The 15,282-nt window shown below is 70.6% G+C and carries 11 protein-coding genes and 1 pseudogene; 8 read left to right on the top strand and 4 right to left on the bottom strand.

The genetic code is table 11. The features are described 5' to 3' along the window. Positions 1–47 precede the first annotated feature (47 nt). Entirely contained in the window at positions 48–572 is a 525-nt protein-coding gene (locus RCO28_RS31475; RefSeq protein ID WP_308944723.1) for a GNAT family protein, read from the top strand. 98 nt (positions 573–670) lie between these two features. Here RCO28_RS31475 and RCO28_RS31470 read toward each other — a convergent pair whose 3' ends face one another. From RCO28_RS31470 to RCO28_RS31460, 3 genes are read right to left on the bottom strand one after another with little or no spacing between them, the layout of a single operon-like run. Beyond that, on the bottom strand, positions 671–1,435 hold the full coding sequence (locus tag RCO28_RS31470) for an alpha/beta fold hydrolase (protein ID WP_308944722.1): 765 nt from the start codon (positions 1,433–1,435) through the stop codon (positions 671–673). Then, positions 1,432–3,501, bottom strand: a complete 2,070-nt coding sequence (locus RCO28_RS31465; protein WP_308944721.1) for a non-ribosomal peptide synthetase — start codon at positions 3,499–3,501, stop codon at positions 1,432–1,434. Before RCO28_RS31465 ends, RCO28_RS31470 begins: the two co-directional genes overlap by 4 nt. A gap of 41 nt (positions 3,502–3,542) precedes the next feature. After that, positions 3,543–4,811: an MFS transporter gene (locus RCO28_RS31460; protein ID WP_308944720.1), complete on the bottom strand. Its 1,269-nt coding sequence runs from the start codon at positions 4,809–4,811 to the stop codon at positions 3,543–3,545. A gap of 633 nt (positions 4,812–5,444) precedes the next feature. Between RCO28_RS31460 and cutA the strand changes: the two genes are divergently transcribed. Continuing rightward, complete coding sequence (gene cutA, locus RCO28_RS31455; protein WP_308944719.1) at positions 5,445–5,792, top strand: divalent-cation tolerance protein CutA; 348 nt, start codon at positions 5,445–5,447, stop codon at positions 5,790–5,792. Here the strand turns inward: cutA and RCO28_RS31450 are convergent. After that, entirely contained in the window at positions 5,772–7,013 is a 1,242-nt protein-coding gene (locus tag RCO28_RS31450) for a helix-turn-helix transcriptional regulator (RefSeq protein WP_308944718.1), read from the bottom strand. The genes cutA and RCO28_RS31450 overlap by 21 nt on opposite strands. Before the next feature lie 130 nt (positions 7,014–7,143). Here RCO28_RS31450 and RCO28_RS31445 point away from each other — a divergent pair, with 130 nt between their 5' ends. The 6 genes and pseudogenes from RCO28_RS31445 to fxlM all read left to right on the top strand — a co-directional run bounded on the left by RCO28_RS31445 (position 7,144) and on the right by fxlM (position 15,220). Beyond that, positions 7,144–7,647 (top strand): ATP-binding protein, encoded by a 504-nt coding sequence (locus tag RCO28_RS31445; RefSeq protein WP_308944717.1) that lies wholly within the window; start codon positions 7,144–7,146, stop codon positions 7,645–7,647. 57 nt (positions 7,648–7,704) lie between these two features. Continuing rightward, a pseudogene (locus RCO28_RS31440) lies at positions 7,705–8,112 on the top strand (DUF6082 family protein); the annotation flags it as partial. 412 nt (positions 8,113–8,524) lie between these two features. Further along, complete coding sequence (fxlA, locus tag RCO28_RS31435) at positions 8,525–8,629, top strand: FxLD family lanthipeptide (protein WP_308944716.1); 105 nt, start codon at positions 8,525–8,527, stop codon at positions 8,627–8,629. A 242-nt stretch (positions 8,630–8,871) separates the two neighbouring features. Next, positions 8,872–11,835 carry a lantibiotic dehydratase gene (locus RCO28_RS31430; RefSeq protein WP_308944715.1) on the top strand — a complete coding sequence of 988 codons (2,964 nt, stop codon included), beginning with the start codon at positions 8,872–8,874 and terminating at the stop codon, positions 11,833–11,835. Further along, the gene (locus tag RCO28_RS31425; protein ID WP_308944714.1) at positions 11,832–13,103 is read left to right on the top strand and encodes a lanthionine synthetase C family protein; all 1,272 of its coding nucleotides are present in this window, start codon (positions 11,832–11,834) and stop codon (positions 13,101–13,103) included. The genes RCO28_RS31430 and RCO28_RS31425 overlap by 4 nt, the downstream gene beginning before the upstream one ends. Positions 13,104–13,129: 26 nt before the next feature. Beyond that, a complete protein-coding gene (gene fxlM, locus RCO28_RS31420; protein WP_308944713.1) occupies positions 13,130–15,220 on the top strand; it encodes a methyltransferase, FxLD system in 2,091 nt (696 codons plus the stop codon). Positions 15,221–15,282: the final 62 nt, after the last annotated feature.

Genomic DNA, 15,282 nt, shown 5'->3' with positions numbered 1-15,282 from the left:
CGATGACGGTCGTTCCCGCTGCGCCCGGTCCCGGCCATACTTCCGGCATGAAACCCGTGACCCTGAGAACCGAGCGCCTGCTGCTGCGGCCGTTCGCCGCGGCCGACGCCGACGCCGTGTACGCGGCCTGCCAGGATCCGGACATCCAGCACTACACACCGGTGCCCTCGCCGTTCCGGTACGAGGACGCCGAGAAGTACGTCACCGAGACCGCCCCGCAGGGCTGGGCGACCGATCACGACCACATCCTCGGGGCGTTCCTCGACGACGGGTCCCTGGTCGGCTCGTTCTGCCTGACCCGGCTCTCCCAGGGGGTCTACGAGTTGGGGTACTGGGCGGCCGCGGAGCAGCGGGGCCACGGGTATGCGGCGGAGGCCGCGCGGGCGATGTGCGACTGGGGCTTCGCCGCGCTGCGGGCGCACCGCCTGGAGTGGTGGGCGATGGTCGGCAACACGGCCTCGCGTGCGCTCGCCGAGAAGCTCGGCTTCGTCCTGGAGGGCACGCTGCGCAGCCGCAGCCTGGTCCACGGCGAGCCGCACGACTGGTGGGTGGGCGGACTGCTGCGGCCCTGAGCAGCGGGTGTGCCGTACTGCCGTACGGGAAGCGCCGCGTCGTCGGGGACGACGCGGCGCTTCTCGGTGTCCGTGCCACTGGTGGCGGGACGGGTGGGTCACAGATTCCGCAGGAGCGCGAAGGGCGGGCTCGGGACCAGGTAGAAGTGGTCGCCGGTGACGCCCTGTTCACGGTGCGGGCCGGTGGTGAGGCGGTGCCAGGGGCGGCGGTCGGCGTCGTCGTCCGCGTCTCCGACGACGGTGGTCACCGGGCAGCTGAGCGCCGGGTCGTCCGGGCGCGGGGTGTAGCCGTGGAACAGGGCGCCGTCCGCGCGGACGTAGGGCAGGACGAGTTCCTGGAACTCGGGGTCCGCGGCGAGTTCGGGGTCGGTGCCGCCGAGGGCGAGGAGGCGGGCCACGACGGTGGCGTCGTCCTCGTCGTCGTCGGCGAGAGCCTCGGTGTCCTGCGGGTAGGGGGCGTCGCGGGAGCCGGAGGCGACGAGGTGGGCCGGGTGGATGCCCCGGCTCTCCAGGCGGCGGGCGGTCTCCAGGGCGACGGCGGCGCCCATGCTGTGCCCGAACAGCAGCAGCGGCCGGTCGGCCAGCGGCTCGACGGCGTCGGCGATGTCGGCGGCGAGGGCCCGCAGGTCCGTGGCGGGCGGTTCGGCGATCCGCTCGGCGCGGCCCGGGTAGCGCACGGCGTGCACCTCGGTGCCGGGCAACTGCCGCCCCCAGTCCCGGTAGAACGCGGCGGAGCCGCCGGCGTGCGGGAAGCACACGAGCCGCCGGCGCGGGTCGGGCAGCGGCGTGGGGCAGTGCAGCCAGCGGGCCTGCGGGGTGCGCCGGGTCGTGGGCAGAGTGGTCGCGGCGTCGGTGGGGGTCACGCTCCGGGCTCCTGTTCTGCGCGGTGGCGGCGGGCGCGCAGGGCGCGGGCGCGGCGGGCGGTCTCGCGGCGGGTGTCCGCGTCGGTGTCGTGGGCTTCGGCGCCGCCGCTGTGGATGAGTTCGGCCTGTGCGGCGACGGTGGTGTGCCGGAAGAGCTGGACGATGGCTGGTCGCTTGCCGGTGTGCCGTTCCAGGGCCGACTGGAGCTGGAACATGGCGAGCGAATGGCCGCCCAGGTCGAAGAAGTTGACGTCCGGCGGTACGTCGGTGAGCCCCAGGACCTCGGCCCAGGCGGCCGTGACAGCCGGGTGCGGGCCGCTCCCCGGTGCGGGCCGGGCGGCGGCGGTGGCAGGCGGCTGGTGGGGCTGTACGGCGCGGGCGCGCAGCGCGGCCCGGTCGGCCTTTCCGTTGACGGTACGGGGCAGCTCGTCGAGGACCGTGATGCGGGCCGGGACCATGGCGGCCGGGAGCAGTTCGCGCAGCTGTGCGCGGAGTTCCTCGGGGCCCGGGGCGGTGGCCGAGGCGGTGACCTGGGCGGTGGCCGGGGCGGGTGCGGTGACGAAACCGGTGAGCCGGGTGCCTGCCTCGTCGTGCACCACCACGGCCTCGCGCACTCCGGGCAGGGCGCCCAACGCGGCCTCGACCGCGCTGAGTTCGATGCGGTGGCCGCGGATCTTGACCTGGTGGTCGCGGCGGCCGAGGAAGTCGAGCGTGCCGTCGTCGTTCCAGCGGGCGAGGTCGCCGGTGCGGTACATGCGGGCGCCCGGTGTCCCGGCGAACGGGTCGTCGGGGAAGGAGCGTTCGGTGGCCCGGGGCCGGCCGGCGTAGCCGTGGCTCACTCCGGCGCCGCCGATGAACAGCTCGCCCTCGACGCCGGGCGGTACGGGGCGCTGCTGCTCGTCGAGGACGTAGAGCCGGGCGCCGGGCACCGGGCCGCCGATGGAGACCGGGCCCGGGGTGTCGTAGCGGCGGTAGCTGGCCCAGACGGTGGCCTCGGTGGGGCCGTACTCGTTGACGAGGCTCGCCGGGGCGGTGCGTACGGCGAAGTGGCGGTGCAGCAGGGCGGCGGGGAGGGCCTCGCCCGCGGTGATCACGGTGTCGAGGGTGCGCAGCCGTTCGGTGCCGAGGCGTTCGGCGGCGTCGAGGAGGACCGCGTACAGCGAGGGCACGCACAGCAGTCGGGTCACGTGGTGGCGTCCGACGAGGGTGACGAGGCGTTCGGGGTCGCGGACCTCGTCGGCGGTGGCGACGACGAGGTGGCCGCCGGTGGTGAGGGTGTCCCACAGGCCGGCGACGGAGGAGTCGAAGGCGAGCGGGGAGACGAGGAGGAAGACCGGGGCCGCGGGGTAGACGGTGTGGCGGGCGCGGGTCGAGGCGGCGAGCTGGCGGTGGCCGACCTCGACGCCCTTGGGTGCGCCGGTGCTGCCGGAGGTGTAGATCAGGTAGGCCGGGTCGTCGTCGGCCACGGCGGGTGACGGGTGGGCGTGGTCGGCCTCCTCGTCGCCGTCGCCGTCCCGTGCGTCGGGCCGCTCCTCCTCCTCGGCTCGTACGACGGGCAGGTGCAGTGCTCCGGCGCGGCCGGCGGTGGCGGTGGTGGCGACGAGGGCGGTGGCGTGCGCGTCGTTCAGGACGGTGGCGACGTGCCGGTCGGGGTGGCCGGGGTCGACGGGGACGTAGGCGGCGCCGGCCTTCAGCACGCCGAGCACGGCGGCGACCATCGCGGTGGAGGGCTGCGCGAGGATGCCGACGCGGCTGCCGCGGTGCACGCCCGCGGTGGTGAGGCGGGCCGCGATCCGTGCGGCCCAGGCGTCGAGTTCGCGGTAGCTGATGGCGCTGTCGCCGCAACTGACCGCGGTGGCGGCCGGTTTGAGGCGGGCGAAGCGGGCGGTGAGCTCGTGTACCGGTACGGCGTCGGCGCGCGGCAGGGGCGCGCCGCGGCCGAACTCCAGGACCCGGTCGGCCGGTCGGGCCGGGTCCGGCCGGTGGTCGGGGGGTGCTGCGGCTTCGGGCGAGGTGGTCATGAGCGATGGGGTCATGAGCGATGGGGTCATGAGCGATGGGGTCATGGGGGAACTCCTCTGCTGGGCGTGCGGGCGTCCGGGCCCGCTCAGGGGCGGGCGGCGCGGGCCTCGCGGCGGGCGAAGAACTGCAGTACGGCGGTGGTGAGCAGCGTGAGCACGCCGAGCGTCGTCCAGTACGCAGGGCCGTCGCCGTGGTCGTAGAGGGCGACGAACAGGGCTCCGCCCGACAGTGCGCCGAGTGCCTCGCCGAAGGACCAGCACACCTGCCGCAGGTTGAGGGCCTCCAGGCTGGAGCCGATGGGCAGTCCGGCGTACGCGGTGCTGCTCATGGGGCCGAAGACCATCTCGGCGACGGAGAACACGAGCACGGCGACGATCGCGCCGAGTACCGGTGCGACACCCAGGCCGAGGGTCAGCATGGACAGGCCGAACAGCAGGTTGGCGCAGCCGAGTACGGCGAAGGGAGTGGCGCCGGACTTCATGAGCCTGCTGACGACGGCGGTGACGCCGGTCTGCAGGACGACGATCCAGAAGGCGGGCCCGGCGATCAGGAAGGAGCGCAGGGCGGCCGAGTCGAACTCCTTGCCCACGTAGAACGCGAACGCCGAGTAGAACTGGGCGTATCCGAAGGTGCCGACGACGCTGACCAGGACGGTGCGGCGCATGCTCGGCACCGTGGCGATCTGGCGCAGCACCTGCCTGCTGACCGGCCACTTGCCCGAGGTCGCGGGGGGCCTGACGCCGCGCGGCAGGCCGGGCAGCATGGCGAGCGCGGCGGCCGCGTAGCACACGGCGACCACGGCGATGAGGGCCTGCGGGTCGTCGGGGGTGTAGAGGGCGTTGGCGATGAACGGGCCGATCGCGGCGGCCGCGTTCACGGCGACCTGGAGCAGGGAGAAGATCCGGTTGCGGCCGATGTCGTCGCGTACGGCCTCGGCGATGAGGACGCGTGAGTACAGGAAGTGGGCGCTCACGCCGAAGCCCGCGAGGACGAGCAGGGCGCACAGCAGCCAGTCGGTGTGCGCGTACGGCAGGAGTCCGAAGGCGACGGCGGAGAGCAGGACGGCGCCGGCCATGCCGGGTGCGTAGGTGAGGCGTTGCAGCCAGCGGGCCACGAGGGTGGCGGACAGGCCGGCCGACGCGGTGTAGCAGAAGAGGCCGACGCCGACGATCGCGGTGCCGCCGCCGGTGGAGCGGGCGGCGAGCAGCAGTCCGAGCACCGGGATGACGGTGTACAGGCCGAGACTGCCGAGGAGGGTCTCCAGGGCAAGTGCCGTGCGCAGCCGTCCTGTTGACGGCTGCGGTCCGGGTCCGCGGGCCGTTCGTCCGGCGGCCTCCGGTATGGACTGGGTCATCGGTCGGCCCCTCCTCCTGTTCGCCGCGACCTCTCGGCCAACGCGCGGCAACATGTTGCCAAACTTGGCACGGAATAGGCAATCTATGTGCCTGATGTTCGCCGGCGCAAGGAGGCAGACCCTGCTGAGCGCTCCCACGGGAGCTGGACCTCACCCGTCACCGCGCAGGCGGCGGCCGCCGGTGAGGCGCTCGTCGAATGGGCTCGGATGCGTCGGCGACCAGGTGTGGTGGACCGAGCGCCGGCCCTCCGAGGGCGGGCGCAGCGCCCTGATCGCGCGCCCCCGACGAGACCGCGTCCGAGGTCCTCGACGCCCGGGCGGGGCCACGGATTCCGCGGGGCCGACACCGTCGTCGCCTGTCTGCAGGCCGAACTCTCCCTGTACGGCCCGGTGTTCGGCTTCGATCCGCCAGGGGCCGCGCCTGGAGCTCTCGGTCTGAGTGATGTCCGACCACGTGCACCGGGGGCCGTTCGAGAACTTCGTGCAACCAAGGTCTTGAGAAACCACACCCAGGACAGGAGGGCGGGCCCCTTCGCCTCTGCCGAAACCCGTCACTACCTGTAGTGACGGGCTTTCGACGTACTCCAGATGGCTGGGTAGGGTCGCGGTACACCAAGCTGGAGAGGTAGCCGCATGGCCAACGACATTGTGATCGCGCAGACGACCAGCGACGACGAGGGCCAGGCGAAGGCGCTGGCGCGAGAAGCGGTCGAGCACAAGCTGGCGGCGGGAGTTCACATCGATGCGCCGATCACCGCCTACTACTGGTGGAAGGGCGAGGTCCAGGATGCGAAAGAGTGGCGAATCTCGTACATGACCACCACGGACCGTCTTCCGAAACTCGAGGCATGGCTGCACAAGCGACACCCGTACGACGTCCCTCAGTGGATCACTCTGCCGGTGACGGGCGGGTCGGAGGCGTACCTGTCCTGGGTCGTTGACGAGACTGCGCAGGAGAGGTCAGACAGCGAACTGCCTTAGGTGGAGGGCTAGTTCGCGTTCGCTATCGGGGAGCCTTGCTGCGATTTGCGCGGCGCGTTCCTTTCCCATCGTGTTGGGCTTGGCTTGCGAAGCTGCTGTGAACTGGCGCGATACATAGACGCCTTGATCGGTGTCTCCTCCACGCAAGAGGGCTGAGGCGAGATCACCGAGAACGACGACGCCGCCATCCGGCAGCTCATCTCCGAGGCGGTCGACCGCAGTCTCGGCCGTCGTGGTGAGCTCGGGACGCCCCAACTGCCCGTACACGGAGAGGGCCAGCGAGTCCATGCGATATGGAGTGACGAACCGGACCCATGCCTGCTTCGTGGTGTGGTCCGCGAAGTCGTACGCGAAGAGGGCTTGGTCCAGGGCGCGCAGCGCCTGGTTGTCGTTTCCGACCGCAGCGGCTTCTTCCGCGTGCCTGCCGAGGGCCCAGGCCGCGGCCGTGGCGTTGCCGTGGCCCCGGACGTCTTTGGCTGCCTGGGAAAGGAACTCCAGCTTTTCCTGCGGCGTCGCCGCACCGTAGCTCGCGTAGGTCAAGGCCAGAGCGCGAAGCGGAGGGTGCCAGGCGCTCTTCGCGCACTCCGACGTGACCTTGTAGTAGGCGTCGGCTTTGTCACGTTCTCCCAGATCCCAGGCCACCCAGCCGGCCAGGGCTGCGGTTTCCCCGGCGGCGATGGTTAGAGCTCGCTCGTGGTCGCCGGCACGAGGCAGAGCAGCGGTGATCGCGTCGAGGTGCGATTCGACCGTACTTTGCAAACGACGAGCGCTGAGGTTGAGCTCTTGGACGTGTAGATCGGCGGCTCGATCGATGAGTGCGATGGCGGAGGGCGTATCGATCTTTGCCCCCTTGCCGAGAGCGAAGGCGAGTCGTCCCCAAGGCTCGGCCGCCGCGCTCACGCCGATGGCGGCGCTACCCAGCAGCGCGCGGCGCTTCACGTCGTCCTGGTCCTCGTCTTCATGGACCGACCCTCTTCTCTTCCTGGAGCGGGCTTTCTTGGCCTCCCGCAACAGCACTTCGAGGGGGACGCCGCTGGCTGCCGCGATGTGGGCGAGCGTGTGGTTGGTCGGGATGTTCTCGAACTTCTCGTAGCGACTGATCTCGCGGCGAGTCATGGTGTCCCGGCCGGAGACGGCGTTGATCGCGTCTGCGTGCTCCTCCTGGGTCCGGCCTGCTTCTTGCCGGAGCCGTAGGAGCAGGTCGGCGAACGGATCTGGCATGAGTGTGACCTCTGTCGGTGGGCGAAAGCCAATGATGGCCTCAATTCCCCCTTGGATTTCCCCCCTTGACGGAATTTTCCCCCTCCTGATTCCCCTGGTAGACGACTTCGTTGCACGGTGCCATGGGGGCATGACCAAGCTCCAAGAGGCGCCCCCGTCCAGCGGGGGCACGGGCAAGTCGGCGGCGTGCACGTCTAGCGCGCGGTCGACCCCTGTAGACCAGCAGAACTTGCCCATGCTTGAGGACATAGAGCCGAAGTTGGTCTTATTCGAGGCGTCCTTCACGCGCGCCCCGCTCCGAGTTGGGGACATGCGGTGTGCGACCAAGGGCTTCCTCAGCCGATCCGGTGTGCCGACGGCCGCGGCGAGTGACGTCGAGCTGGCCGTGTCCGAGTTGGTCACCAACGCGGTCGTCCACGGTGAAGGAGACGTCAGGCTCAGGATCACGCTGACCGAGAGCGAGGTGCAGGTCTCCGTAAGGGACGAGAACCCTGCCCGCGCGGTGCTCAAAGACCCCGGTGCCGACCTTGAGTCAGGCCGAGGGCTGCGATTGATTGATGAGCTCGCGGACGCGTGGGCAAGCCTCGGTGAAGAGACGTGGTGCATGTTTCGCCTCCCCTTGGGGAGGGCCTGATGACTACCGTCGTGCACGAGACTGTTCCGTGTGTGAAGGGCTCCCGCCGCCGCGGTCGGAGCCGTAGGGATCGCGCTCTCCCAGAGCCAGCACCGGCATCAACTCGCCCTGGATGTCGCTACGTTGCATCAGGGGTGGATCTCGGACGTGGTGGCGGACCCGGAACTGCGGGAGATCTGGTCGCCTCCCGGTGGAGGCGTCCCGGACGAGGAGTGTCAGCAGCACCTGTGCTGCAACCGGCTGCTCAGCTTCCTGTCCGCCAAGTTCCACGCGGGCCTGCTCGACAAGCACGCGTTGAGGATGCAGGCCCGGTGGTTCATGGAACGCGCGGCCGCCCGGAACTGCTGGAAGACCTTCGGCGACCACCGCGAGACCGAGGAGATGGGCGGCAAGGGCCGCGACTTCAACTCGATCATGTCCGAGGAGTACAGCCTCTACGTGGACCAGGACCCGGTGAAGGCCTGAACTCCAAGCCGTGCGCCGCTGCGGGCGCGCGGCGCCGAGAACCGGCGCCCTGGCCGCGCTCTGTGGTTGAGGGGAGTCGCGGCCGGTCCTCCCCGCCCCGTTCCTAGACGGCCCTCCCGCCGCCCCAGGCGGAAGGGTGCACGACCCGGCAGCCGGACCTGGAAGAAGGCTCCGCGCCGGATGAGCAGCGTGGGGAGAGTTCCTCCCTCCCACCGGTCTCTCCTCACGCGAGCTGCACCGGGCATCCCCGGCGAGAGCTCCTGGCCCGGCACCCCGCCGAAGCCAGGTCTGCATCACCAACCCAACTCACATTGGAGGAATTGGAATGGCCCCGACTGGAATTAGGACTGGCCTCGGTACCAACCAACTGCGTCCGCAGAGTACGGAGTCGACAACCCCGGAAGGCTTCGAGTTGGACGCGAGCCTTCTGGAGGTGGCCGACTCGGCGAGCCTCGTCAACATCACCAACGACGGCTGCGGCAGCACCTGCGGCGCCTGCACCACCGGCGTCGCCTGAGCCGGCCCGTACAGGCCGGATGAACCCTTGAGTGCTGGTGCTGCCGCACGCCACTGCGGGCGGCAGCACCAGCCACCCACCAGGCCCGACTACGTTCTTGGAGGACAGCGATGGCCGCTCCCGCTTGTGCATTTCGATCCGGCAACACCGCCCTCGTTCGCGCGGTGGCGCGGCCGGCGCTGGCCATCCCTTCTTGGCCTGAGCTGACGGCAGAACCATCCGCTCACACCGACCAAGTCCAGGTGGAGTGGCTGCGTGCCGTCCTCGATATCGCGGACGTGGAGGAAGGACTTCGACAGGCAAGCCCGGTCCTCGCAGCTCAGGCACGAGCCCTGTGTGAATCCGCGCGGCCCCGGCGGCGTGACTTGAGGCGGGCGGTGCTCTCGGTCGCCCGCTACCTCTTGCGTGCCGGGCACCGGCCGACTCCGTTCGGCCTGTTTGCCGGCGTCACGACCGCTGGGTTCGGCGAGCGCGTACAGGCGAGTTGGGGCGGCGAGCCGGTGGCGGTCGTACGCGCGGGTGCCGCGTGGCTGTCTGGCGTGATCACGCGTCTTCAGAACTGCCCGGAACTGCTGTCTCGCCTGACGGTCATGGCCAACAGCACTATGACGGTCCGCGGAGGCCGGTTGATCGTGCCGTACCAGCCGCACCCAACGGGCAAGGGGACCGGGGCCGTGGAGGTGTCGCTGGCGTACACCGCGCCCGTGTCTACGGTCTTGGCCGCCACCCGGACTCCGGCCTGCATCGGGGACGTGAAGGACAAGCTCTCGGCGGATTTCCCCGAGGCCGGACCGGAACACGTGAACGCCCTGCTCAAAGAACTGCTCGAACGGCGTGCGCTGATCACCTGTCTGCACGCGCCGAGCACCGAGACCGACGCGCTGTTGTATCTGCTGGAGCAGCTCGCGGCGGTCGACGCCGACCGCGTGCAGCCGGTCGCTGAGCTGGTGGAGTCGCTGCGCGAGATCCACGCGAGCCTCCGCCGAGCTAGTACGCGCCCCTTGGGACAGGCCCGTGCTGAGCGCGTGAGTGTCGCCGAGAAGATGAGCGCCCTGGTGCCGGGGCGCAAGCATCCGCTCGCGGTTGATCTGCGTATGACCGGCGCGGCCCTCACGCTGCCCGAGGACGTGGCGCGTGAGGCCGAGCGCGCGGCGTTCGCCTTGGCGCGCCTGAGTGCCGCACCGTTCGGGACTGCTGAGTGGAAGGCACACCACATGCGGTTCTACGAGCGATTCGGGATCGGCTCGATGGTTCCGCTGCAGGACGTTGTCGCGGACAGCGGGATCGGCTTCCCTGATGGCTACCCCGGCACCGTGCCGGCGGAGCGACGGCCGGTTTCTGAGCGGGACGAGGCTCTGGTGCGTCTCGCCCAGGCCGCCGTGCTGGACGGTCGCGACGAGGTGGTCCTCGACGAGTCCGTCATCGCTGACCTGGCCCAGGGGGCGGATCCGGTCAGGCTCCCGCCGCACATGGAACTGGCCGTGCGTGTGCACGCGGACAGCGCCGAAGGCCTGGAGCACGGGGCCTTCCAGTTGGAAGTCGTGAGCGTGTCCCGCGGGGCAGGCGTCGGAATGGGCCGCTTTGTCGACACGTTGCCTGAATGGGAACGAGCCCTGATCACAGCCGAGTTGGCCGATCTGCCCACAGCCGACTCCAACACGGTGGCGGCGCAGCTGTCGTTCTCGCCGCTGGTCGCGGAGACCGCGCACGTTGCCCGCGCCCCGCAGACCCTGCCCCACGTGATCAGCCTGGACGAATACCGGCCCCCGAGCGACGCCGTGCTGACCGCAGGCGATCTCGCGGTCGGCTGCGACGGCCGCCGCATGTACCTCGCCGTTCCGGCCCAAGGGTGTCGTGTCGAGGCCGTCGGTATGCACGCGCTAAGCCTGCACACCCACACACCGCCGCTGGCCCGCTACCTGATCGAGCTGAGCCGCGCCCAGTGCGCCACCGTCACGCTCTTCGACTGGGGAGCAGCCCGGACCATGCCGTTCCTGCCCCGCCTGCGCTACGGGCGCACCATCTTGGCCGCGGCCCGCTGGCGGTTGGACCCCGCCGAGCTGCCTGGCCGGACAGAAGCGTGGAGCGCGTGGGACGCAGCGTTCACCGCCTGGCGCACCCGCCGCCGCTTGCCCGCGCGGGTCTGCCTGACCGAAGGCGATCGGCGTCTCCTCCTGGACCTGGAGCACAGCGGCCACCGCGTCCTGCTCCGCACCCACCTGAACCGCGGCACCCCCGCAGTGCTCACCGAGTCCCTGGACGAGACCGGCTGGTGCCAGGACCGCCCCCACGAAATCGTCATTCCTCTCAGGGCGACGGAGCCGCCGGCGTGGCCGCGCTTGCCCGCCCCCACCCGGGCGAGGGCCATCGACCGCGACCGCCACGACACGCCTGCGGCCTCCAACGTGCTGCTTGCCAGCCTGTACGGGGACATCCGCCGCCAGGACACGATCCTTGCCCGGCACCTGCCCGACTTGCTCGACCGCCTCGACGGGCCATCGTGGTGGTACGTCCGCTTCCGCGACCCGGACCAGCACTTGCGTCTGCGCATCGCCCTGCCTGAGCCGGACGCGTTCGGGACCGTGGCCGCCGAGGTGAGTGCCTGGGCCGATGACCTGCATCGCGCAGGACTGCTGCGGGAGTTGCGCTATCCGACGTCCTACCCGGAGACCGGCCGGTGGGGCTCCGGGCCCGCCTGGCAGGCAGCCGAGAACGTGTTCCGCGCCGACTCGCGGGCCCTGCTCACCCAGCTGCGCCAACCCGTGCGTCCCTCGCGCCGGGCCCTGGTCGCCGCCCACACCGTCGCCATCGCCTCCGCCTTCCTCGGCAGCACATCCACCGGCATGCGGTGGCTGATCGACAACATCCCGGCGCGAGCACCCGAGCCCGTTCCCCGGCACGAGCTGACCGAGGCCGTACGACTGGCCGACCCCCGACAACAGTGGCAGGCCCTGACCGCCGTGCCCGGAGGCACCGCGATCGTCCACGCGTGGCGGGAACGCGACCGCGCCCTGGTCGCCTACCGGGAACATCTGCACGGACCGCACACCCAGGGCATCGACCTCGACGATGTCCTCGGCCCCCTGCTGCACGTGCACTTCGTACGCGCCGTCGCCGTCGACTTCCCCGAGGAAGCCATCTGCCTGTACCTCGCACGCGCCGCCGCCCAGGCCTGGACAGCACGCACCACCGGAAGGAACCCGTGAATCAGCCGCCCCTCCCGGACCTCGCCCTACGCGTCGCCGATCGTCTCGCCCACCCCGCCCTCGCACCGCGCCGATCACACAGCGCACCGTGGTGGCGGCAATCCCTCGCACACGGCATCCCCGGCATTGCCCTGCTGCACATCGAGCTGGCCGCCGCCGAGATGCGGCCTTGGCAGCGCGTCCACGACTGGCTGTCGGCCGCCACAACCGCACCGATCACCAGCGGCCCTGACAGCCACCCCTTCTACGGGGCCCCTGCTCTTGCCCACCCCCTGGCCTGCGCCGCCGAACAGCTCCCCGGCGCCTACAAACGGACACTCGACGGCCTCGATCAGAACATCGCGGCGGAAGCCCGTCGCCGGGTGGCCGCCGCTCACCGCCGCATCGACCGTGGCGAACTCCCGCAACTGGCCGAGTTCGACGCCCTCCAAGGACTCACCGGCTACGGCGCCTACCTGCTGCGCCGCGACCCCAACGGGCCAGCGGTACACGAGATCCTCACCTACCTCGTGCGCCTGACAGCGCCCCTCACCCACGACGGGGACCGCGTGCCGGGCTGGTGGACCACGTCGGGGCCCTCCGGCAGGCCCGATGACCGCTTCCCCGACGGGCACGCCAACAACTCCCTCGCCCACGGCATCACCGGAGTGCTGAGTCTGCTCTCGCTCGCCGCCCGCCGCCGTCCGGTACCCGGCCAGCTCGACGCCATCCGCACCATCTGCGCCTGGCTGGACCGCTGGCACGATGCGAGCGAGCGGGGCAGCGCCTGGCCGTACTGGGTCACCCGCACTCAAGTACGTTCAGGGCGCGTGGAATCCACTGGTGCACTGCGCCCGTCCTGGTGCTACGGAACAGCGGGCCTGGCTCGTGCCCAGCAACTCGCCGCCCTCGCCCTCGGCGACCGCGACCGTCAACTCACCGCCGAGCGTGAACTCCTCAACGCGCTCACCGACCGGCACCAGCTCGCCGCGACCACCGACATCGCCCTCTGCCACGGCTTCGCCGGACTCGCCCACGTCGCCGCCCGCACCGCCGACGACGCCCTGCCCACGAACGCCGGAGAACTCCGCACGCTCGTCCCCACCCTCCTCACAGCCGTACTGCCACCCGGCAGCGACCCGGAGAACACGATCACCGAGCTGATGAACGCAGACGACGGTGGTCCCGGCCTGCTCGACGGCACCGCCGGCCTCGCTCTGGCCACCCTCGCGCCCGAGACCGGCACCGCGCCCCGATCCGCGTGGGACGCCTGCCTGCTCATCTCCTGACCGCCGCCCGCACAGTGAGGACTCCGATGCCCTACTCCTGGTGCCAGCACAGCATCGTCTTCCACGACCGCGACAGCGGCCAGCGCGTGATCACCGACCTCCTCGGCCCCGCCCTGCGCGCCGCCTACGAGAGCAGGGCGCTCCACGGGTGGTGGTTCATGAACAAGCAGCCCTGGCCCCTGCGGTACCCCCGCGACAACCGCGCCCGCGACACCGTCACCCGGCTCCTCGACCAACTCGCCGCCGACGGCCAGATCGTGGACTGGACCGACGGCATCTACGAACCCGAGACCGCCGCCTTCGGCGGACAGGCCGCAATGCACACCGCCCACGAGCTGTTCCACCACGACAGCCGCCACCTGCTCAACTACCCGCCATTCACAGGTCACTTGGGGCGGAGGGAAACGGCTGTCGTGCTGTGCAGCGCCATGATGCGCGCAGCCGGCCTCGACTGGTACGAGCAGGGAGACGTCTGGGACAAGATCTCCCACCTGCGCCCGGCCGGGTCGACTCCCGCGCAGATCCCACGCCCCCGGGACGCGGCGACGATGCGCCGCCTGATGACCGTCAACACCTCAACGCTGTGCACCCCGTCGAACAATGGGCCGCTCGCCGGTCTCAACACCTGGGTGAGCGCCTTCGAGAACGCCGGACGCGAACTTGCGAATCTCTCCCGCCGGGGCCAGCTCGAACGCGGCCTGCGGGCCGTCATCGCCCACCACTTCATCTTCCATGCCAACCGAGCGGGCCTCTCGACAGAGGACCAAAGCGCCATGTCAGCACTAGCGAAGGAGATCGTCATGGGTTCGAGTGACCGCTCTGAGTCCATCCCGGCAGCGGCCGGCGAAGACACTAGCGTTCCCGAAGTGAGCACCGACACCATCGAAGCCAACGACACCGCCGCCGAACGCCTCCGCAACGCCCTGGTCGACCAGGTCGTCTCGGAGGATCGGATCAAGACCCCGCGCATCATCCAGGCGATGCGTACCGTTCCCCGGCACCTGTTCGTGCCCGAGGCGTCGCTCGAGGACGCCTACGCGAACACGACCGTCCACATCAAGTACAACGAGACCGGCCAGTCGATCAGCTGCGCCTCGCAGCCCAGCGTCGTCGGCCTGATGCTGGAGCAGCTCCAGCCGCAGCCCGGCGAACGGATCCTGGAACTCGGTGCCGGGACCGGCTACAACGCCGCTCTGTTGGCCCATCTCGTCGGCGAAAAGGGGCACGTCACCACCATCGACGTGGACGACGACCTGGTGGAAGGGGCCCGCGCACACCTGGCCGCTGCGGGAGTCGACAACGTGACCGTCGCCCTCGGCGACGGTGCGCTCGGCCACGCCGACAGCGCGCCCTACGACAAGATCATCGCGACCGTCGGGGCACACGGCATTCCGCACGCCTGGCTGGAGCAGCTCGCGCAGGGCGGCCGTCTGCTCGTGCCCCAGCGGCTGCGCGGCAGCGTCAACCGGTCCATCTCCTACGAGCGCCGTGGCGACAGCTTCGTCTCCGTCAGCAGCGAGATGAACACGTTCATGCCCCTGAGGCGCGGCGTCGCCGACGACGACCGCCCGCTCATCCCGGTGTCCGCGACCGGGGCCATCCACCTCCAGACGAACACAAGCCAAGCGATCGACGCCACCGCCCTCGCCGACGTCCTCGACCAGCCGTCCATCCAGGAATGGACCGGTGTCCTGGTCCGGGGCGGCGAGTCCCCGGAATGGATGGAGCTTTGGCTGACCCTCGCCATGCCCAGCGGCCTGAACTGGATGTCCTTCGACAGGAACGAGGTCGCCGGAAAACTCCTCACCGACGACCCGTACCCGAGTTCCACCGCGGTCTTCGACAAGAGTGCGCTCACCTACCTGGCCCGCCGCCTGTCCGACCAGACGACCCCCGAAGGCGGCAAGCTCTGGGAGTTCGGCGTCATCGGACACGGCCCCGGCAGCGACGAGCTGGCCGCCCGCGTCGCCACCGCGATCCAGGAATGGGACCGCGACTACCGCGGCCGCGAAGCCGACTTCGAGCTGCGCCCGCTCGATGCGGCACCCGCCGAGCCCCAGCCTGGACGATTCACCATCGACACCCCGCTGAACCAGATCGTCATCAAGTGGCAGTAGCTGAACGGTAGTTACCGCGCGTTCCCGCCCACACCGGGCGGGAACACGCCCCATCGCGCCTT

The sequence above is a fragment of the Streptomyces sp. LHD-70 genome (genome assembly GCF_031157275.1).
In the GTDB taxonomy this organism is placed as follows: domain Bacteria; phylum Actinomycetota; class Actinomycetes; order Streptomycetales; family Streptomycetaceae; genus Streptomyces.
Note: the sequence above shows the minus strand (reverse complement) of the source record. Positions and strands in the feature narration are given on the sequence as shown.

Excerpts from the sequence above, each read along its gene's own strand:
- fxlM (WP_308944713.1), top strand. The coding sequence starts at position 13,130 with ATGCCCTACTCCTGGTGCCAGCACAGCATCGTCTTCCACGACCGCGAC.
- cutA (WP_308944719.1), top strand. The coding sequence starts at position 5,445 with ATGGCCAACGACATTGTGATCGCGCAGACGACCAGCGACGACGAGGGC.
- RCO28_RS31475 (WP_308944723.1), top strand. The coding sequence starts at position 48 with ATGAAACCCGTGACCCTGAGAACCGAGCGCCTGCTGCTGCGGCCGTTC.
- RCO28_RS31445 (WP_308944717.1), top strand. The coding sequence starts at position 7,144 with ATGACCAAGCTCCAAGAGGCGCCCCCGTCCAGCGGGGGCACGGGCAAG.
- RCO28_RS31450 (WP_308944718.1), bottom strand. The coding sequence starts at position 7,013 with ATGCCAGATCCGTTCGCCGACCTGCTCCTACGGCTCCGGCAAGAAGCA.
- RCO28_RS31460 (WP_308944720.1), bottom strand. The coding sequence starts at position 4,811 with ATGACCCAGTCCATACCGGAGGCCGCCGGACGAACGGCCCGCGGACCC.
- RCO28_RS31465 (WP_308944721.1), bottom strand. The coding sequence starts at position 3,501 with ATGACCCCATCGCTCATGACCCCATCGCTCATGACCCCATCGCTCATG.